Genomic DNA, 21,192 nt, shown 5'->3' on the forward strand with positions numbered 1-21,192 from the left:
ATATCTGCGCTGATCATCCGTATTACCGAACAAATGTTCTCATTCCCACTCAATCGTAGCAGGCGGCTTGCTCGTAATGTCATACACGACACGGTTGACGTGATCCACCTCAGATACAATTCGCGAGGATACTTTCTCTAGTACGTCCCACGGTATACGCGCCCAGTCCGATGTCATTCCGTCTACGGAATGAACAGCACGTAATCCTACTGTGTAATCATATGTGCGTGCATGCTCTGCTACACCGACACTGCGGATGTTTGGCAGGATAGCAAAGTATTGCCAAATATCACGATCTAAACCGGCATTTGCTATTTCTTCTCGTAAAATCGCATCTGCTTCACGAACGATTGATAACTTATCCTCCGTCACTTCGCCAAGTACACGTATACCTAAGCCTGGGCCTGGAAACGGCTGACGCCAAACAATTTGATCTGGTAAGCCAAGCGCTGTACCGAGCTTTCGTACTTCGTCCTTGAACAGCATGCGGATCGGCTCAATCAATTGAAATTGCATTTCTTTTGGTAGGCCGCCAACATTATGATGAGACTTTACTACTTTGCCTGTATCTGTACCACTTTCAATTACATCGCTATAAACCGTACCTTGTGCTAAGTATTTAACATCTGTTAGTTTATTTGCTTCATCATCAAAAACTTCGATAAATTCTTTACCGATAATTTTACGCTTTTTCTCTGGATCTTCTACATTTTTCAGCTTGGACAAAAATCGTTCCTGCGCGTCTACTTTAATAACATTCATAGAGAAATCATCCGCAAGCGACTTCATTACTTGATTTGCTTCATTTTTTCGCAATAGTCCGTGATCCACAAAGATACACGTTAATTGGTTTCCTATTGCTTTATGTATGAGTGCTGCAACGACAGATGAATCAACGCCTCCACTTAATGCACATAAAACTTTTTCGTTACCAACCTGTTGTTTAATTTTGCTTATTTCGGATTCCATAAATTGCTCAATAGTCCAATCGCCGTGGCAGTCACTAATCTTGAATAGAAACTGTTTTAGTACTTCCATGCCTTGTTCTGTTTCTGCAACTTCCGGGTGAAACTGAACGCCATATAGGTTGTTAGACTTATTGCTAATAGCGGCAACAGGCGTTTCTTCACTTGCAGCGTCAACTGAAAACGATTCTGGCACTTTTTTTACAGCTTCGCCACGACTCATCCAAACAGTTTGTTCATTTGGTAATCCAGCAAAAAGGCCTGAATTATCATGAACTTTTATCATTTCCTTCTCGTGTGTTCTTGCACCAATTTGTTCTATTTCTCCACCAAAATGAATTGTCATTAATTGCATTCCGTAACATATGCCTAGAACTGGAATTCCTAATGAAAATATTTCTTCATCACAACGGAAGTTATTTTCATCGCCAATTTGATGTGGTCCGCCAGAAAGAATAATGGCCTTTGGATTCATCTGCTTAATTTCTGCTGCTGTCAGCTTATGGGAGTGGAGTTCACTGTATACGCCTAGCTCCCTAATTTTTCTAGCCAACAACTGATTATACGAACTGCCAAAATCCAATACAACTACCATCTCATTCATCTTATCTACCCCTTACCTTTTGACTGAATTTGCAAGCGGAAAATTATATTCATTAGACGATCCGTTTCATAAATCGCTGCCACGTATGAATAAATGTTTCGCTATCCATGTTCTTTAGTTTATCATTATACAGGATTTGTTCATAACAATTTGTTAAAAATTCCATTTCACCTGTGCCAATTTTTTCATCTATTTCCATTGCATACTCCCTTAACGTCTGATTAGGACGCTTTGTAGCAACTTTTTTTTGCAATACTTTCAATAAATAGAGGTACGCTTTTTCATATGTGGAATCTTTGTTAGTATGTACTAATTCTTTAAAAATTAATTTTGTTTGCCATCGAAATCGTGTCCGATAAGCAATTAGAAAGGTAAAAATGATCATTAAACTAACGACTAAAAGATAACCCCAGCCAACCGTTCGCTCATTTTGCAGCGACTTTTCTTTTTCACTCGTTTCAATCGGCTCGTCAGCAGGAAGTTCGGGCTCGGATGACTCAACTTCTGTCTGATCTTCCGATGACTCCGATTCGGTATAAAAATCAGTTAAGTTGTTAAACCCTTGTGTCGGTTCAAATGGTACCCATCCAATTAGCGGAAAGTATACTTCTACCCAAGAGTGTGCATTCGCATTTGTAATTTCATACCAATTTAGCACCTTTTGCTCATCTTCATATTCCACTTCGCCTATTTTATCTCCACCTGTAAATCCTTTCACCCACCTTGCAGGTATATCCAATGTACGAAGCATAACGACCATTGAAGTAGAGTAATTGTCGCAATAGCCGCGTTTCGTATCAAATAAAAACTGATCTACATAGTCTTCTTCACGTGGAATTGGTATGTTTTCAGTCTGATAGATAAAGCCATTTCGATTAAAATACTGTTCAATAGCTGTGACCTTTTCATAGCGATTTGTTTTTTCTGCAGTAATTTCTTGAGCTAAGGTAGCAATGCGGTCGGGCAGTGTATCCGGTAATTGCGTGAACCGATCACTGATTTCCACTGGGTCTTGATTGCTTGCATCTTTTAATTGATTAATGGAAAACTGTGGCTTTTCATATTTTATTTCGTATTTATCCACACGTGCTGGTTGTCCGTCTTTTTCTATTTGAAATGCTTCCGTTTGCGTATGTAACAGCAGTTGGCCTATAGATTCTGCTTGAACTTCTCGTATGCCATACGGATAAACTAATTTATTAATTTTGCTAGCTGCTTGAAGCTCGATCATTGCTTGTGCTTGTTCAGTAGGTACACGATCGGTAAATGTACGTAAGCTAATATCGAAAGGATGCTGTGAACTGATCGTTTTTCCTTCAGCCTGTTCCCACCCTTTTCCAGTATAGACATCTTTTGTTTCGATCCGCCAATAGTGCTTTTCGTCCGCTACTGCATGAAAGACCGGGGTGAAATCTTGTTCAAAGGAACCACCTAGTTGGGAATCATCTTCACCATAGCCTACTTTCTTTCGACTAAAGTCAGTTCCATCGTCTTCCACTACACCTACTTTTTTAATAAAAGGAACTGGATCCGGCCACTGTGGTCCTACTTTAGGTGCGATAAAACCAATCATCGTTGAACATCCGACTACAACAGCAAGTGGGATAATCCAAGCGGGAAAATGCTTAATCCAACTGAATTGCAATGCTTCCTGCTCCGCCTTTTTAACAACATTTGTTACACCTAGAGCTATAAATGCCAATACAAACGTCCGGATGATTGCTAAATCGGCTTCATAGTTTGTAAACGTATCTAATATCGTAATATAACTAAATGTAAGTACGATAAATAAAAATATTCGTTTCGCTTCAACAAACCAGTAGTATATTAAATAGCTCATTAACCATATTAAACTGAGCAGTAAAACACTGCGAAACATATCTGTAATTCGATACCACTGCTGTGTCCATATCGCATCTGTGTTCAAAACAACTTCCATCCAAACGTCCTTTAGCCAAATAAAGCTAAAAAAAGAATCTTGTATATACAAAGCATGAACGATAAAGAGCAAGCCTATACCTTTTAACAAAAGTACGATCCACCAATTAATCTGGAATAAAGATATAAGGAAGCAAAAGACAGCAAATATGATAAAAACCGCACTATTACCCGTATCTGTTACCGCTTCTAACGGATAAAGCCATTCTAGAAATAAAAAAAGCCCGCACATATAAACGAAGTATGGATATAAAAATGGGGTTGAATTCCTTCTACGCACGAGCCTTCACCTCAATTACTTTACTTCTCCACTGTCTTTCTGTAACAATAAAAACATCGATTTTTTTGCTACGAAGTGTCGATATTAGCTCTTTTTCTTTATCGGATCGGTTCATTTTGAAGTCAATATAAACAAGTACTGTTGGATAATCCTGTTTACTTAGTCGCACCACTTGTTCTGTAAAGCGATTTTCCAAGTATGTCGTAATGATAATTAATTCAGATGTTTGATTGTTCTGTAAGTGTGTTGTATTCAAAGAAAGCGAGTGTAGTCGTTCAGTTGGCTGTAAGGCCGTCAAATGATGCACGACCTTTGTTTGTTCACTCCCTGATTTAGATAATTGAAATGATGTTATTTTTTTACCAACTGTCGTGAATGTTACGTGATCATTTTGCCACTTCCTGTTAGCCGTCCACGCAAAGGCTATTTCAATGGCTGCCTCAAACGCATTCAAGTTCATGTTTTTACTGGAAGTAGCATCCAACATAATTTGCGTACTTTTTTTGCCTTCCCGCTCAAGCTCTCGAGTCATTAATTTATTATTGCGTGCCGTTTGCTTCCAATCAACTAAAGAAAGACTGTCGCCGGGGAGATATTCTCTACTGCTCATTGCAATATTCGATTGGTTGAACGCAAATATAGAGTGTGCAGCCGCTTTTTCCTGTTTCTTACTTCCCCTTTCCCAACGAACTACTCGTTTTCGTGGATAACATGCAAAAACGTGATCCTCTAAAAAAATATGCTCTTTTTTAAATAAGCCAAATAAATCGCCAACTTGGATACGAATTGCTTTTAAATGATGATCCCCTCGTGGAATTGCCTCTATGTAATACGTGTGAGCTATATTGTTGCGAAACCATGGAAATAATAGTTGTCTTTCTGTTGCTGTTTCAACTTTCTGTACTCGTTCTCTTTTGTTTAGACCAGTTCTTAGCTCTTTTGGTAATAGATCCTCGACTACGCAATACGCCAGTGGGAATGGTATGTTACGGCGGATGCGTATTGTCACCGCTATACGATCGCCTGCTTGAACAACCGAGCGAGATAGCTCCCGTGACACACCCCATTTTGCTAGCGGATAAAAATATAGGCCGACAAGATAAATGCCTATTGGTAGAAAGCTAAAGAACAAAAACCAGCTAACGAATCCCCCTTGAAACATAGCGTACGCAAACAAGATAATAAAAAGGAAACCGATACAAAGAAACCGGATAAACGCTCCGTACTTCTCTTTCATTAAAAGGCTTCCTTTCGAATTGGAATTTCACTACTTTCTATAATGGTTGAGATTACTTCTTCATTCGTTATTCCTTCGTAGTTACTTTCCGCTGTTAAACGAATTCTGTGTGCAAACACATACGGAGCTAAATACTTAACGTCATCTGGCAAAACATAGTCACGACCAGAAATATACGCATATGCTTTTGTTGCTTCCATTAATGCAATAGATCCTCTAGGGCTAACACCTAATGCAATATGGTCATGCTGGCGAGTTGCTGTTGCTAGTGTAATAATATAGCGCTTAACATTTTCTGCAATATACACTGTTTTTATATCTTCTTGAATTGTTAGCAATTCTTCCTTAGTTAATACAGGAGAAAGACTCTGAAGCTTCTCTTCTCCTGAAGTTCCGTTTAAAAGCATCATTTCTTCCATAAATTCAGGATAGCCCATTTTTAATTTAAAGAGAAAGCGATCCAATTGCGCTTCTGGCAAGACGTATGTTCCATCATACTCAATTGGATTTTGGGTAGCCATTACAAAAAAAGGATGGTTTAAAGTCATTGTTGTCCCATCTACAGTAACACTGCGTTCTTCCATACCTTCTAATAAAGCAGATTGGGTTTTGGGAGACGTGCGGTTAATTTCATCAGCTAAAATAATGTTTCCAAAAATAGGCCCATTGCGAAACTCAAACTCCAATTTTTTCGGGTGAAAAATGGATACCCCAGTGACATCGGAGGGCAATAAATCTGGGGTAAACTGAATCCTCTTAAAAGTACAATCAAGTGATTTTGCAAGCGCTCGTACGAGTATCGTTTTCCCCACTCCAGGGACATCCTCTAGCAAGACATGACCGCGCGCTAATAGTGCTACTAGACTTAATGTAATAACCTCTTTTTTTCCAATAATTACGTGATTTATATTTTCAAGTACCTTTTTAATTTTTTCGCTATTCGAGTACGGCTGATTTTCCATAATAACCTCCTACAATAACTTCCTAATGCTTCTATATTTACTATACTAAAAGCATCCGCTATTATCCAACCTCTATTTAAAAATAGATTAAGGCAAGATTTTAAATGGCTATTAAGAACTTAAAAAACACCCTTTAGTGTGGTGCTAGTAGTGATGATTAGGTTTTTTAAAAATTGGCATAGTCGTGAGATTCGCAGCTATGCGATTGTATCGCTTTTTGCAGGGGATGGGATCGTGTTTTCGGATTAGCTAAAACACAGTCCGCTGCTTGTACTTTGGCATTCATTCGTATGAATGCACTCAGCTTCTTTACATATATTAAAATTTGTCGTTGTTAACGAGATGTCAACTTTCATTCCTTCTCCGTCAAAATATAAAATTACGCTTCTCACATTAAAGGGAAAAAGTTAATTTAGAGCATTTTTGCGTAACTTTTTTAAAAAAGGGTATAGAGTCTTCTAGATACATTTTTAAAAGGGAGGCATCATTGTGCACGTACTATTCGATTACGCAAAAGCACTTAAAGCTGAATTTAAAAAGGATAATCTTACGATACTTGCAGCTGCGCAAGCCTATTATTACTTGCTCTCGGTTGTTCCGTTACTAATCGTTTGTTTTACGATCATTCCCTATTTAAACATGGATCCATCCAAAATTTTCTCTATAATAAATGAAATGCTGCCAAGTGGGCTTTCTACTATATTTTCAGAAAATATTGGAACCATTATCCAACCACGCGGCGGGTTACTAACATTTGGGATTATTGGTGCACTATGGGCCACTTCAAATGGTATTAATGCTTTTATTAAAGCAATTAATGAGGCATATGAAGTAGAGGAAGAAAGATCGTTTATTAAGGTTCGACTCCTTGCCATCGGTTTGACCGTTGGAATGATTGTAGCAATTATCGTATCTCTTTTATTGCCCGTACTAGGAAATGTCATTATCCATTTTGTGGAATCGTGGATTGGGATTAGTTCTGCAATGCTCGTATTCTTGCAAGTATTCAGATGGGTACTTAGTATTTTGGTAATTAGTTTAATTTTGCTCGGATTATATCATTTCGCACCTAACAAAAAAATCCCATTCAGCCATATAGTTCCTGGTGCATTCATTGCAAGCTCCCTATGGCTAATTATCTCATTCGTTTTTTCTTTTTATGTGAGCAATTTTGGCAATTACTCAGCAACTTATGGAAGCATGGGCGGTATCATTATTTTAATGATCTGGTTTTATTTAACTGGATTAATCCTAATGATCGGTGCAGAAATTAATGTTATTTACCATCGAAATAAGCAAAGGGCAACCCCAGCCAAAGCGATAAATAAAACGAGCATAAACAAATAAAAGTCGTGAAAACCATATCCAGGAGCTAAATCACTTGTCGATTCACTTAAGGGTACAGATACTTTACCAATTATAAGAATGGAATCATGCTTTATTTCAAGCGAAAACCTGTAGAACAAAATACTATATAAAGAAACACACGTCAATGCAAACTATACAGCAGATTGAGTCAAGTATTTGTGGGTGTTATTTTAAGAAGTTAAAAAACCGCTCTTTGTATTCGTTAATTTTAGTATTGATTCCTAGCGACCGCAGAGGAGGCTGAAGCCGTGCCCGCGGAAAGCATCCACCTGCAGTGAAAATCAACGGTGTTATTCATGTGTATATCGTTCGAAGTAAAATTGATCACATATTATCTAGTTAGATTCGTGCATCTGTTCCCCCACAAACATTTTACGCATACTATACAGCATTGACGTGTGTGCAATAATGACCACTACTGACTGGAACGAAAAGTCGTCGGACTCCTGCGAAAATGGCACAATTCCGAAGATCACTGTATCGACTCGAGTAGAGGAGCTACAGAAGCGGAGGCCGTGTACGCGGAAAGCCTGTCGGCTGTAGTGCAAGTCAGCGAAATCAGAGTACAAGCTTGTTTTCGTTCTACTTCATTAGTAGGTATTCCTCTACTTAAAACACATCACCAACGTCATTTGACAAAGAGCCAACTTATGTCGGTACGGCACTTTCTATATGCGCGTGGCTCATTATACATCCTCGAGCTAAGGAGCTTGCAGAGAACGACCGTTTCCTAGCATAATTCCCTATATGCCCAAAGCGAATCAGCACATTGTTCGTTTTTTTGGGTTGTGCCTTTGAATTATGCCCCAGTCCCGATCTTTCCTACAACTGCATTGCACGTAAGTATGGATTCAATTTACAAAAAGTACGGATTTCCATCCATACCTACCCATAAATCCGTTTGCTCGAGCTCATAAGCGAGTTTCAGCAGCTGGTCTTCTCTTCCTTTTTGTGCAATTACTTGAACACCAATCGGCAACCCATTACCTGCAACATGAACTGGTAAACTCATTGCTGGCTGCCCGGTTAAGTTGGCAAGTTGCGTAAATGGTGTATATGTCAGACTCGGTAAAAACATGTCATAAATAAGTTGTTGCTGCGCTTCTTTACTCGCTTCTTGAATGGAAGTTTTTAACTCCGCTTGCTTCTCCTTAGAGAAAGTGAGCTCACCTACACGTGGTGCTGTGAAGGCGGTGGCAGGAGTAATATAAAAATCGTATGTTTCATGTAGCTTTGCCATATGAGCTGCTGCAACATCCCAAGAGGATAAGCTTTCCGAAAACTCAACTGCCGATACGGAATTCCCAGCTACATTTAACATCCACGTTTCGACTTCTACATCGTCAGCCGTAAGCTTCCGACCAAGCCCACCTTCTAGCTGCTTAATCACTGTAGCCATTTCGCCGCTATTCATAATAAAATAGTCCTTCATTAGCTGTATTCCATCAACACCATTGTCTTTTTCATCAACACTGTGCCCTTGATCTTCAAGCCATTTAACTGTTTTTTCAACCGTTTGCTTCGCATCTTCTGAAACTGGAGTACCTACTGGAGATTTAGTAGTAAAAGCAATGTTTAACGGTTTTGAAAATGGTTGCTTCATTATCTCTTTATAACTTCCTGTAAACATAGGAGCTTGAAAAGCCGCTTCTGGTTGATTCACTTGTAAAACGTCAAGCATTGCGGCACTATCTCTTACCGTCCTACTTAACACAAAATCAATTGCTGCACCTTGCCATGCTCGTCCCGCACCTGGCCCTACAGGTGTTCGTCCCCGTGTTGGTTTTAATCCGAATAAGCTCGTAAACGATGCTGGTATTCGAATTGACCCTCCCCCATCACTTGCACCTGCTAATGGCACTACTCCTGCAGCAATCATTGCTGCCGATCCACCACTTGATCCACCAGGGGAAAACTCCTTGTTCCATGGGTTACGTGCAGCACCATGCAATTGAGGTTCTGTAATGTTTTTTAATGCAAATTCAGGTGTACTCGAATGCCCCATAAACAAAAAACCTGCTTCTCGAAACTTTTTCGTAAAATGAGCATCCTGTTCGGCAACAATCTGTTTAAGTAATTTCGCCCCGCCTGTAAGCCGCTCTCCAGCTATTGCCTGGGAAATATCCTTCATTAAAACAGGCACCCCCGTAAATGGCCCCCGTCCATACTTCCCATGCTTTGCTTCTTTCATCACCTTTTCTTTTCGATGATGTGCAATTCCATTCAAATCTTTATTTACATTTTCTAATTGCTCAAAGCTAGCCTGCAATAACTCAGCCGGAGTTATTTCTTTTTTGGCGATCAATGCTGCCATTTCTGTAGCATCTAAATTGACATATTCATGTACGTTCATAAATACAATCCCCTTTTCATTATTGAATAAAAATAGACTTCCATTTAAGTGTAACGCTCCTAGTCGTGCAATCCCAACGTATACAGCTATTACTATAAGTGTACAGCACATTACACGTAAAAACCGGTTCTTTGTCAAACGACGTTAGTGATGTATTTTAAGTCGAGGAATACCTACTAAATCTGTAGCTCCTCTACCCGAGTTGCTACAGTGATCTTCGGAATTGTGCTATTACCGCAGGAGTCCGTCGACTTTCGTTTCAGTCAGCTTAAAGATATGTTTTGTATTGTATTTTGTTTCTACAGGGTTTCGCTTGGAATAAAGCATGATTCGATTCTATAATTCAAGAAACTTCTGCATCCATAAGCGAATCTATTAAGTACTTTAATTTTGTTGTTGAGCCCTTCATTTCGCCCATTGTTATACGAATAAATGAAGCTATTCTTATGGAAGATCGTATTGTCTGCATTTTTTAATTCCACTATTTTCGCACTATGTAGGGGCATAGTTTACTTTCCATCGACATATTTATAGGCCTTTACTTTGTGCGTTCCATCATTTACACAACTTCCTTCACATTTTTTCCTACCAAAAAAAGTATTGTGATTTTTCTTCACCAACGTCCTTTATTCTACAACCTAAAAACCGCACGAAGATGACTACTTCTCTCGTGCGGTTTCATTTCTATTCACTTTAGGAATTAAACGGTTTATAATAAGCTTCCATTTTCCACTCAAAAGATGTTTCTTACCTGCGAGCAGCAGATAAGTGCGTTTTTTATAATTATTTATAGAGATCAACACATTGCTTCGTTTATTCGTTTAGTAATCGATGCTTATAATATTTTACCTAAAAATGATTTCAAGCGCTCGCTTTTCGGATTACTAAACAATTCATTTGGTTCACCCTCTTCACGAATTACACCTTCATCTATAAATATGACACGGTCGCCAACCTCACGCGCAAATCCCATTTCATGTGTCACAACAACCATTGTCATTCCTTCTTGTGCTAGTTCTTTCATGACACTTAATACTTCTCCGACCAATTCTGGGTCAAGTGCAGATGTTGGCTCATCGAATAACATCACCTTTGGATTCATCGCTAGCGCGCGCGAAATGGCTACACGCTGCTTTTGACCCCCGGATAAGCTTCCTGGATAGGCATTCACCTTATCCGCTAAGCCAACTTTTTCAAGTAAGCTTTTCGCCGTCTTTTCCGCTTCTGCTCTTGAAACTTTCTTCACTTTCATTGGTCCAAGAACAACATTATCTAAAACAGTCATATGCGGAAATAAATTAAAGTGCTGGAATACCATACCAACCTGGCTTCGCAGCTCATTAATATTTGTTTTTGGATCCGTTAAATCTACCCCATCAATTTCGATACTCCCAGAAGTAACATCTTCAAGTAAATTTAAACAACGTAAAAACGTACTTTTTCCAGACCCGGAAGCACCGATAACACAAACAACTTCCTTTTCGTTAATTGTATTTGTTATTCCTTTTAATACTTCATTCTCACCGAACGATTTGTGTAAATCTGTTACCTTAATCACTAAACATCCAACCTCCGTTCAACTCTACGTAAAATTAACATGGATGGAATGGTAATGGCCAAGTAAAAAACACCTACCATTAAGTATGGTTCAAAATAGATGAATGTGGAAGATGCATAATACTTACCTTGATATAATAGCTCGTTCACAGCAATAGCTGAGAATAAGGAAGTATCTTTCAAACTAATGATGAATTGATTTCCTAAAGGAGGGATCATTCGCTTAAAAGCTTGAGGCCAAATAATGTAACGCATCGTTTGTGCAGCATTTAAACCAATTGAACGACCTGCTTCCGTCTGTCCTTTATCAATTGATTGAATACCACCCCGTACAATCTCGGCAATGTATGCGCCTGCATTTAGTGCAATAGCAATAATTGATGCTGTAATTTTATCCAAATTAATACCAATTAAATCAGCCAACCCGAAGTATATAAATAGTATTTGTACAAGAATTGGCGTTCCTCTTATAATTTCAACGTAAACGGTAGATAACCCAAAAATAAACTTGTTTTTGGATAATCGCCCCATACCGGTAAATGCACCGATAACAAACCCAATTGCAACACCTACTATTGTAATAATAAATGTTAGTTGTATCCCTTTCCATAAATAGGGGAGTACGCCGATAATATGATCCATAAATGACTCACCTCATACATATATTAAGATAGAAAAGCGTGACACGAGGATCACGCTTTTGCTATATAATGCTTTTCAATTTAGAGTGCTTATTATGTGCCCTCTGGACGATCACCAAACCATTTTTCATAAATGTCATCGTACGTTCCATTTTCTTTAAGGGTAGTTAAAGCCTCATCGATTTTGTCGCGAATTTCAGAGCCTTTCGGGAACCCTATACCGTAATCTTCACCAGTTAACTTCTCTCCAACTGTAATGAGTTTACCGCCAGCTTCTTTTTCAGAATAGTACTGAACGTTTGGCAAATCATATAAAACGGCATCTGCTCGTCCTGCTAAAACGTTTTGATACGCTTCTACAATTTCAGGAAATGCTTCTGGTTTTGCATCGGTATTTTCTTTTAAGTATTCTTCACTTGTGGAACCTACACGAGTTGCGACTACTTTACCATCAACATCATCTATCGACTTAATTTCATCTACATTCTCTTCATTTACAGCAAGAATCAACCCTGCCTCATAGTATGGCTGCGTGAAATCGATACTCTCTTTTCTTTCTTCAGTAATCGTCATTCCCGCAATCCCAATATCAAACTTGCCAGACCCTAGCCCAGCAACAATACCCGAGAATTCCAAAGTTTCAATTTCAATTTCAATTCCTGCTTCTTCTGCAAGTGCAGTAATTAAATCAATGTCAAATCCAACTAACTCACCGGACTCTTCATCCAGGTATTCAAACGGAACGTAGGCATTATCAGTTGCAACCGTATATACCTCTTTGTCACCGCTTTCATCTGTGCCATCAGTAGATTCAGTATCGTCAGCAGCCTCTTCTGTTTCATCGTTTGCATTGTCCGCTTCTTCCGTATCACCATCATCTGATGATCCGCATGCTGCTACAAACAGTAGTAGCAATCCTAGCAGAAAAGTAATAATGAGTTTCTTATTCATGATTTACCCCCTAAAAATATTTGTGATATACGATTATACCATAAATAGAATTAAAAAAAAGAATATTTACATAAAAAACTATTATTAATAGATTACAACTATTTACAGAAAGCTAGTTCCTAAGCATTATTAAACCGTATATATAAATAATAATTTCTTTTTACATAATCCTTATTACCCACCCAATCCTTCCTTATAAAATCTGCCACATGAAAGAAGGATTTTTTCTCTTTTTGTTTAATAGAGTACATAACAATGAAAAGGAGTGAAGCACATGTCTAAAAAGGTTTTAATTCTTATCGGAGATGCAGTTGAGTCCTTAGAAATTTATTACCCGTATTACCGATGTTTGGAAGAAGGCTATGACACTACGATCGCTGCTTCAACAGTTAAAAAAATTCATACGGTTGTTCATGACTTTACAGATTGGGAAACGTATACAGAAAAACCAGGTTATTTAATAGACGCTCAAATTGCATTTGCCGATATAAATCCTGAGGAATACGAAGGGTTAATTATTCCAGGTGGCCGAGCACCTGAACATATTCGATTAAATGAGCACGTTCCTAAAATTGTAAGCCATTTTTTTGAACAGGATAAGCCAGTTGCAGCAGTTTGTCACGGTAGTCTTGTTCTAACAACAGTAAAAGAGCACTTAAAGAATCGAGCAATAACGGCATATATTGCCTGTAAGCCCGAAGTAGAGGCAGCAGGTTGTACATATATTGAAGCGCATTTGCATGTAGATCGTAACCTTGTTTCCGGTCACGCTTGGCCAGACTTGCCTGCTGTAATGAAGGAATTTATTAATTTACTCGAGGAATCGTAATTTACAAAAAACATAAATTATAAATAATGAAATCTGTAAGCATTTAAAGGATCGGAATTTCCTATAACCTTTAAATGTTTACAGATTTTTATACGTAAAGAAATATAAAAAACGTCCTATAACACAAATTTATTTCTTCCCGACTTCATTCCAAAGTATATTGCTAATAAAGAAACAACAAGTAATATTAGTAAAGGAACCGTCCAATCATTTGTAAAGTCATGTAAAAAGCCAATTAAGATTGGTCCTATTGCAGCTAATAAATAGCCGACAGTTTGAGCCATACCGGATAAAGCAGCTGCTTCTTTAGCATTTTGCGTACGAAAGCCTAAAAACGCTAACGCCAAAGCAAACCCACCACCTAGCGTAACACCTATAAACAGTGTACTAATGTAAGTGAGTACAAGTGACTTGCTTACAATTAATCCGAGATAACCCAATACACCAAACGATCCGGTTATACATACGATTATTGATTGCGATTTATATTTCCCTGCTATCATAGGTGCAAAAAAACTAGCAGGCAATCCTAGTAACTGAGCAATTGCTAATAACCAGCCTGCCGCTCCAAGACTTATACCAGAATGATGAAGTATTTCAGGTAGCCATGATATTGTTACATAAAACAAAAAAGATTGTAATCCAAGGAAACATGCAACTTGCCATGCTAAAGAAGAACGCCAAAGATTAATGTTTGAACCACTCGAACTTAATTGGACAGTTTCTTCACGATCTACCTTGTTTTTCAATGAATATATATAAATCCATAAAATCATTCCAAATAGAGCTGGTACTGCCCAAACGAGTAAGGATATTTCCCACCCTAGATTCCAGCCAACCGCTAATGGAATGCTCAAACCAGAAGCAATAGCAGCAAATACACCCATCGCTGTAGAATATAAACTGGTCATTAACCCAACCTTATTCGGGAATTTTTCCTTAATTGCACTAGGTAGTAATACATTACAGATCGCTATCCCTATCCCGACTAATAATGTTCCCGCTATAAGCAAAATCACGAACGATGTCGAGCGAATTACAATTCCACAAACAACTATCCCTAATCCTAAAATTAATGCTCGTTCATTTGAATATTTATTCCCAATCTTTACAGCAAAGATGGACATAAACGCAAAAACAATTAAAGGTAATGTGGTTAGTAAACCAACCGTCGTGTTAGAGATACCCATATCTTCACGAATCATTCCTATTAAAGGACCAATGGAAGTAATAGATGGGCGTAAGTTGATTGCTACAAATATTATTCCAATAATGAGCATACGATAATAAAGTTTAATATGATTGTCTCTTTCATGATGTTCTAACAAATAAAAACTCCCTTTTATAAAATGCCTCTGTATTTTCATTCATAACAGAAACGTTTATTATTTTGAAAAAGGATTGGTTCCAGCTCATTGTAGTTCATTTTTGCATCATATCGTTTGTCCTGTTTTTATAAAAACATTGTAACGATAGCACCATTTAATAGATTAGCGAATGTAGCTGCAATTAATGCTTTGAACATTAACTTTTGAATTTCGATTTTACGCTCTGGAACGATGTTAGATAACATACCAACAATACTTCCGGCAGCACCGAAGTTAGCAAATCCACTTAATGCAAAAGTTAATATAGCCAACGTTCTTTCTGAAACCTGATCTAACGATGTAGATAACGAACCAAAGGCAACAAATTCATTTAATAAAAACTTTTGAGCAAGAAAGTTACCCGCAACTAACGCTTCATCCCAAGGAATTCCGATTATCAATGCAACTGGTGCAAAAACATACCCAAAAACTAACTCTAAAGATAAATTATCCAAACCGATGAGGGATCCACCCCAACCAAGAATACCGTTAATTAACGCCATTAAGCCAATGAATGCCATCAACATTAAGCCTACATTAATAGCAAATTGCAAGCCTTCCCTTGAACTTACGAAAATAACATCGACAATATTTGTTCTCTCCGTATTTTCACCTAATGAATTGACAACTTCCTTCCACTCGTTCTCATTGATTGCTTCCGTTTCCGGAATCATAAATTTTGCGATCATAATCCCCGCTGGTGCCGACATCACTGCTGCAGATAACAAATATTCCATTGGAATTCCCATAGTAGCTAGTCCGATCATTACAGCTCCTGAAACAGAAGCTAATCCACCAACCATAACAGAAAACAATTGAGAACGCGTCATGTTTGCAATATACGGCTTTACAACCAAAGGCGCTTGCGTATTTCCAACAAAAATGTTAGCTGCTGCCGCTGCAGATTCAGAATAGGATGTTTTCATCACTTTAGAAATAAATCCACCGATATATCGAACAAAAAACTGCATAATTCCATAATGATATAATATAGCGATTAGAACAGTTAAAAATATGATCATACCTAAGACATTAACTCCCCAAACAGCTACATCTCCGCCTCGATCTGCTAAAGGACCAAATACAAAAGCTAATCCAGCATGCCCAAATCCAATAATATCTGTAATAGCATTTGATACAAACTCTAAAATATTCTTTCCTACTTGCCATTTTAATACAATATATCCAAATATAACCTGTAAAACAAACCCGATCGCAACTGTCTGAATATTAATCTGCTTTTTCTTTTCTGAAAGTAAAAATGAAATTAAAATAATAACACTACAACCAAATAATCCCCATAAAATATTCATTCGTACACCCCTTTGCGCGTCTTATTATTTGTATTTTTCGTGAAGAGTTTCACCTTTAATCATTAAAAGCGAAACTCTACACAAATTAAAAGTAGCTTATATAGATTTGATGACGTTCTTCACTAAATGCGTGAACGATTTCTTTGACTTTGCCGCAACTGCGATAACGTCTTCATGACTTAAAGGCTCATCTAAGATTCCACACGCCATATTTGTTAAGCATGAAATACCTAGTACATTTAGGCCACCGTGAATTGCTACCGTAGCTTCAGGAACGGTCGACATACCAATTGCATCGCACCCGAGTGTCCGAATCATGCGGATCTCTGCAGGTGTTTCATAAATCGGGCCACTCCACCAGCCATACACCCCTTCTCGGAGCGTGATTCCATTTTCTTCTGCAACGTTTTTCGCAACGCCTCTCAGTTTTTTACTATACACTTCAGATACATCTGGAAATCGAGTGCCTAGTTCATCATTATTTTTACCTATTAATGGATTTGTTCCAACTAGATTGATATGATCTGTAATTAACATAAGTTCACCAGGATTAAATTCTGTATTTACAGCACCACATGCGTTTGTAATGATAAGGTTTTGCACACCAAGCGCCTTCATTACTCGAACTGGAAACGTTACTTCATCTAAAGTGTAACCTTCATAATAATGATAGCGCCCTTTCATAGCTACTACTGTTTTGTTTTCAAGCTTTCCTAAAACTAATTCATTGGCATGTCCTACTGCATCTGATTTTGAAAAATAAGGAATTTCCTCATATGGAATCACGACAGCCTCTTCTAATTCATCTGCCAAGCTGCCTAATCCTGATCCTAAAATAATTCCAATCTCAGGAACATGATTTGTCTTTTCCATAATGTAATTTTTCGCCGATACTATTTCTTCAGTTTTATGCATGATTACTCCTCCTTTTATAGTAGACCAGTCTATATAATAACGTTAAAAAAATTATTTCCCTAATAATAACGGTATTTTTTCTGCAACAACTTTTAGCGCTTCTGCATTTTTCTTTGCTAAAGATATAACAAAAGCACCTTGTATCATAATATTGATCGTTGTCCCGAGGTTTTCCGCCTCCTTTTGATTGTATCCTTGTTCAACTAGTTTATTCGCAAACTCCGTACTCCACGCATCAAAAACTTCTTGACATGCCATTCTTAAGTTATCACTTATTGAAGCTGTTTCTAATACTAATGCGGTAATCGGTACGCCATGAAAATAATTATCCTTTTCAAATCGATTTGCACTATCTAATATAAATTGTTTAATAGATACGACAGGGTCTGTATATTTCTCTAAATTCCCTTTGATAAAAGCGGTTACATTTCGATTTGTCCATTTAACTGCTTCAAGCGCCAACTGTTCTTTTCCTTCTGGGAAATGATAATATAAAGAGCCTTTTGGAGACCCACTATGTTCAATAATATCATTAACGCCAGTGCCAACGTATCCACGCTTTTGTAATAAAAAAGCAGTTGATTCAATCATATTGTCCCGAGAGTTTTTCTTCATATATTCGTTCCCCTCATCGAATATTATATAAACCAGTCTATATATTTAAATGGTATGACATAATAATAAATGTGTCAACATAAAATTGCACTGTTTTTCTTCCTGCCAAATATTAACTTGTATTGACATCAGTGCATAAAAAAAAGGCTGAATCGCGCCAGCCTTTTTCTTCGTTCACTACTCAGTAAGTAATGGATATACCCCGTCTTCGTCGTGCGTTTCTGTTCCCACAAGCGCCGGGTTGAACACGCAAACCATTCGCATTTGGGTTTTTGCTCGTAAATAATGCTTGTCATTTTTATCTAATAGATACATAGTTCCAGCCTTTAGCGGGTACACTTTTCCGTCCTCTACTGTTTCTACTTCACCTTCGCCTTCGATGCAATAAACTGCTTCGATATGGTTTTTGTACCAGAAGTAGCTTTCTGTACCTGCTTTGATAATCGTATCATTCATACTGAATCCGACGTTATCTTTTTTCATGATAAAACGACGACTCGTCCATGTTTCACCCGATGTTTCGTCTTCCGTTCCGATAATATCTTCCAATGATTTTACGATCATGCTGCATTTCTCCCTTCTTTAATTACATAACACCGACAAGTATAACGTACTTTGGTGGCGATTACAAAAAATCTTAATAAAGTTTGATGATCGATTACTGTCCTAGACATAGAGGAAAAGAATTAACGAAAACGATGGAAGCTCCATTGACAGTGTTATAAGATTTTTTAAATTATGTTGCACTGTAACGATTGTTTTATATGCACTAACAACGTCCCGCTACGATGAAAAATGAATTATTTTTGGGAACTACGTTTTACTTATCGAAGTTACACCAATCAATAATTGTACAAGCAATAATCTCTGCTGCTTCGAATATTTTCTCAAGCTCGATATATTCATTCGGATAATGCGCTACATCCGTTACCCCTGGGCCGAATACAATGGAAGGCGTATTTCCTACTCGTGTGAGAAGTCCTCCGTCCGTACCCCATGGGCATGCTTCAATGATAGGCTGTTCATTTGTAATAGCTGTATAATTTTTCTTCAGTACGTTCATTAACGGATGATCATTCGCAATTTCTCCTGGTATCCATCGTGCACCGTACCATTCAACTTTAACAGGACATTCTGTAAACCATGGATCTATTTCTTTAAGTTGTTCGATCCAATTTTCCAGTTCTTTTTGTACGTCCTCTACTTGTTCATTTGGCGCGATCCCGATTCGCCCTTCCAATTTAACGACATCCGGTACGGAAGACGGCCAATCTCCTCCTTCAATTCGTCCAATATTAATTGGAACTGGAATTGGGACTTTATCATACAGTGGATCATCTATTCGTTTGTTTCGTACTGTTTCCAGTTGTTTAATATGGTTGATAACTGGAATGCTTTTTTCAATTGCACTAACACCTAAATACGGTGTTCCTCCATGCGCTGTTCTGCCCTTTACAATTAACCGAAACCATTTTGAACCAGGCTGCTTAGGGAATAATCTCATATTAGTTGGTTCGGGGATAATGGCTGCATCAGCGGTATATCCTTTTAGTAGAGCCGCTAACGTTCCTGCACCACCACTTTCTTCTTCTACAACACTTTGAAAAATGACATCTCCTTTTAATTGTATATTTAACGAGCGAATAGCTTCTATTGCGATTAGCAGAGACATATTCCCACCTTTCATATCGGTTGTTCCACGTCCGTACATTTTTCCATTGATAATTTCTCCACTATAAGGGGCATGTTTCCATTGCATTTCTTCTCCTTCTGGAACTACATCGACGTGCCCATTTAGCACAATGGAGCGTCCTTTTCCGCTTCCTTTCAATATTCCAACGACGTTCGGGCTCCCTTCAAATGCTTCTCTTGAGGAATAAAAGTACGGGTGTTTTTTTAACTGTTCGCCGTCAAGCTCCCAAATATCAACGAGGAAGCCTAATTCTGTAAGTTTATCCACAACAAGTTCTTGAACCTTTTTTTCATTCCCTTGTACACTTGGGATTTGAACCATTCTTTGAAGAAAATCGACGCTCGCTTGTTTGTTTTTCTCAATCCAATTGCTTATTTGCGCTTGCTTCGTCAACGTGCAACACCCTTTCTTATACCGTCATATTTTCATAAATAACACAAATCCCCATGCCTCCGGCCATACACATTGTTACTAATCCGAAACGTGTTTCTGATCGAATCATTTCATGCATAAGACTAACAGTTAATTTTGCCCCCGTTGCACCTACAGGGTGTCCGAGTGCAATCGCTCCACCATTCACATTTACTCGCTCTGGAGGGAGCTGCAATTCCTTTATTACGGCAATCGCTTGCGCTGCAAATGCTTCATTTAATTCGAATAAACCGATATCCTCGATGGATAGCTTTGCTTTTTTAAGTGCTTTTAGCGTTGCTGTTACTGGTCCAATACCCATAATTGCATGATCGACGCCGGTACTTACATAAGCCTTTATTTTAATGAGTGGCTTTAAGCCTTTTGCTTCTGCTTTTTTATTAGACATCATTAAAACAGCGGCAGCACCATCGTTCATCGGACACGCATTTCCCGCTGTTATAAGCCCATCTTCTTTGAAAACTGGCGACAATTTCCTCAAGCTTTCCATATTAATATCATGACGAACCGATTCATCTGTGGAGAAGATTGCCATTTTTTCTTTTGTTTTAATTTTCAACGGAAAAATTTCTTCCTGGAGCTTCCCAGATTCAAGGGCATTTATTGCTTTACAATGGCTTTGGAAAGCAAACTGATCCTGTTCTTCCCTGGATATATTATATTTGTGAGCAAGTCTTTCGGCTGTTATTCCCATATGTTCATTCCCTAATGAACACGTTAAGCCGTCAGCTAACAACGCATCTTCCAGTTCTATGTTTCCGAATTTCGCTCCCCATCGATTTTTCACGAGATATGGAACGTTACTCATGCTTTCTGTACCACCTGCGATAATTGTGTCGTCTTGTCCGGATGCGATTGCAGCAGCGCCGTTAGTTATCGCCTTCAAACTAGAGCCACAAGCTTTTATCACAACATATGCGGGCACTTCTTTTGGAAAACCGGCACGTTGGGATGCAATTCGAGCAGAATTTAGTCCGCCTCCATGCACATACCCGTGCCCAAATATAATTTCATCCACATCAGCTTTTGACACATCTGCGTTTCTCACTAACCCTTCTAAAACGTGTTGCGCCAGCTCATTCGCTTGCACGGATCGGAGTGCTTTTCCAAATGCGCCTACAGCTGTACGAACACCAGATACGAGAACGACTTCATTCATGTTCAATCCTCCT

18 protein-coding genes are annotated in these 21,192 nt (G+C 38.3%); 2 read left to right on the top strand and 16 right to left on the bottom strand.

The features are described from left to right. Window positions 1-39: 39 nt before the first annotated feature. The 4 genes from guaA to ACLIBH_RS05005 are packed head-to-tail and all read right to left on the bottom strand — an operon-like array spanning window position 40 to window position 5,986. Window positions 40-1,569 carry a glutamine-hydrolyzing GMP synthase gene (guaA, locus tag ACLIBH_RS04990; protein WP_439315593.1) on the bottom strand — a complete coding sequence of 510 codons (1,530 nt, stop codon included), beginning with the start codon at window positions 1,567-1,569 and terminating at the stop codon, window positions 40-42. A gap of 52 nt (window positions 1,570-1,621) precedes the next feature. Then, window positions 1,622-3,787 carry a transglutaminaseTgpA domain-containing protein gene (locus ACLIBH_RS04995; RefSeq protein ID WP_439315594.1) on the bottom strand — a complete coding sequence of 722 codons (2,166 nt, stop codon included), beginning with the start codon at window positions 3,785-3,787 and terminating at the stop codon, window positions 1,622-1,624. Then, complete coding sequence (locus ACLIBH_RS05000; protein ID WP_439315595.1) at window positions 3,780-5,024, bottom strand: DUF58 domain-containing protein; 1,245 nt, start codon at window positions 5,022-5,024, stop codon at window positions 3,780-3,782. The genes ACLIBH_RS04995 and ACLIBH_RS05000 overlap by 8 nt, the downstream gene beginning before the upstream one ends. Then, on the bottom strand, window positions 5,024-5,986 hold the full coding sequence (locus ACLIBH_RS05005; protein ID WP_439315596.1) for an AAA family ATPase: 963 nt from the start codon (window positions 5,984-5,986) through the stop codon (window positions 5,024-5,026). Before ACLIBH_RS05005 ends, ACLIBH_RS05000 begins: the two co-directional genes overlap by 1 nt. A gap of 489 nt (window positions 5,987-6,475) precedes the next feature. Here ACLIBH_RS05005 and ACLIBH_RS05010 point away from each other — a divergent pair, with 489 nt between their 5' ends. Continuing rightward, window positions 6,476-7,333 (top strand): YihY/virulence factor BrkB family protein, encoded by an 858-nt coding sequence (locus ACLIBH_RS05010; RefSeq protein WP_439315597.1) that lies wholly within the window; start codon window positions 6,476-6,478, stop codon window positions 7,331-7,333. An 877-nt stretch (window positions 7,334-8,210) separates the two neighbouring features. Here ACLIBH_RS05010 and ACLIBH_RS05015 read toward each other — a convergent pair. The 5 genes from ACLIBH_RS05015 to ACLIBH_RS05035 all read right to left on the bottom strand — a co-directional run bounded on the left by ACLIBH_RS05015 (window position 8,211) and on the right by ACLIBH_RS05035 (window position 12,856). After that, entirely contained in the window at window positions 8,211-9,707 is a 1,497-nt protein-coding gene (locus ACLIBH_RS05015; RefSeq protein ID WP_439315598.1) for an amidase, read from the bottom strand. A gap of 299 nt (window positions 9,708-10,006) precedes the next feature. Further along, entirely contained in the window at window positions 10,007-10,213 is a 207-nt protein-coding gene (locus ACLIBH_RS05020) for a transposase (RefSeq protein WP_439315599.1), read from the bottom strand. A 329-nt stretch (window positions 10,214-10,542) separates the two neighbouring features. After that, window positions 10,543-11,265, bottom strand: a complete 723-nt coding sequence (locus ACLIBH_RS05025; protein ID WP_439315600.1) for an amino acid ABC transporter ATP-binding protein — start codon at window positions 11,263-11,265, stop codon at window positions 10,543-10,545. Further along, the gene (locus tag ACLIBH_RS05030; RefSeq protein ID WP_439315601.1) at window positions 11,265-11,906 is read right to left on the bottom strand and encodes an amino acid ABC transporter permease; all 642 of its coding nucleotides are present in this window, start codon (window positions 11,904-11,906) and stop codon (window positions 11,265-11,267) included. The genes ACLIBH_RS05025 and ACLIBH_RS05030 overlap by 1 nt, the downstream gene beginning before the upstream one ends. 92 nt (window positions 11,907-11,998) lie before the next feature. After that, window positions 11,999-12,856: a transporter substrate-binding domain-containing protein gene (locus ACLIBH_RS05035; RefSeq protein WP_439315602.1), complete on the bottom strand. Its 858-nt coding sequence runs from the start codon at window positions 12,854-12,856 to the stop codon at window positions 11,999-12,001. Window positions 12,857-13,130: 274 nt separating this feature from the next. Between ACLIBH_RS05035 and ACLIBH_RS05040 the strand changes: the two genes are divergently transcribed. Next, window positions 13,131-13,685 (top strand): DJ-1/PfpI family protein, encoded by a 555-nt coding sequence (locus ACLIBH_RS05040; protein WP_439315603.1) that lies wholly within the window; start codon window positions 13,131-13,133, stop codon window positions 13,683-13,685. A 116-nt stretch (window positions 13,686-13,801) separates the two neighbouring features. Here the strand turns inward: ACLIBH_RS05040 and ACLIBH_RS05045 are convergent, their stop codons facing one another. The 7 genes from ACLIBH_RS05045 to ACLIBH_RS05075 all read right to left on the bottom strand — a co-directional run bounded on the left by ACLIBH_RS05045 (window position 13,802) and on the right by ACLIBH_RS05075 (window position 21,179). After that, window positions 13,802-15,013, bottom strand: a complete 1,212-nt coding sequence (locus ACLIBH_RS05045; RefSeq protein ID WP_439315604.1) for a CynX/NimT family MFS transporter — start codon at window positions 15,011-15,013, stop codon at window positions 13,802-13,804. 125 nt (window positions 15,014-15,138) lie between these two features. Further along, complete coding sequence (locus ACLIBH_RS05050) at window positions 15,139-16,365, bottom strand: NupC/NupG family nucleoside CNT transporter (protein WP_439315605.1); 1,227 nt, start codon at window positions 16,363-16,365, stop codon at window positions 15,139-15,141. A 96-nt stretch (window positions 16,366-16,461) separates the two neighbouring features. After that, complete coding sequence (locus ACLIBH_RS05055; RefSeq protein WP_439315606.1) at window positions 16,462-17,280, bottom strand: purine-nucleoside phosphorylase; 819 nt, start codon at window positions 17,278-17,280, stop codon at window positions 16,462-16,464. A gap of 51 nt (window positions 17,281-17,331) precedes the next feature. Then, window positions 17,332-17,895, bottom strand: a complete 564-nt coding sequence (locus ACLIBH_RS05060; RefSeq protein ID WP_439315607.1) for a TetR/AcrR family transcriptional regulator — start codon at window positions 17,893-17,895, stop codon at window positions 17,332-17,334. Between the two features lie 177 nt (window positions 17,896-18,072). Then, on the bottom strand, window positions 18,073-18,459 hold the full coding sequence (locus ACLIBH_RS05065) for an ectoine synthase (RefSeq protein ID WP_439315608.1): 387 nt from the start codon (window positions 18,457-18,459) through the stop codon (window positions 18,073-18,075). A gap of 256 nt (window positions 18,460-18,715) precedes the next feature. Then, on the bottom strand, window positions 18,716-19,981 hold the full coding sequence (locus ACLIBH_RS05070; protein ID WP_439315609.1) for a peptidase: 1,266 nt from the start codon (window positions 19,979-19,981) through the stop codon (window positions 18,716-18,718). 16 nt (window positions 19,982-19,997) lie between these two features. Next, entirely contained in the window at window positions 19,998-21,179 is a 1,182-nt protein-coding gene (locus tag ACLIBH_RS05075) for a thiolase family protein (RefSeq protein ID WP_439315610.1), read from the bottom strand. Window positions 21,180-21,192 lie beyond the last annotated feature (13 nt).

Source organism: Virgibacillus sp. W0430, assembly GCF_051846935.1.
Taxonomy (GTDB): domain Bacteria; phylum Bacillota; class Bacilli; order Bacillales; family Amphibacillaceae; genus JBPYCR01.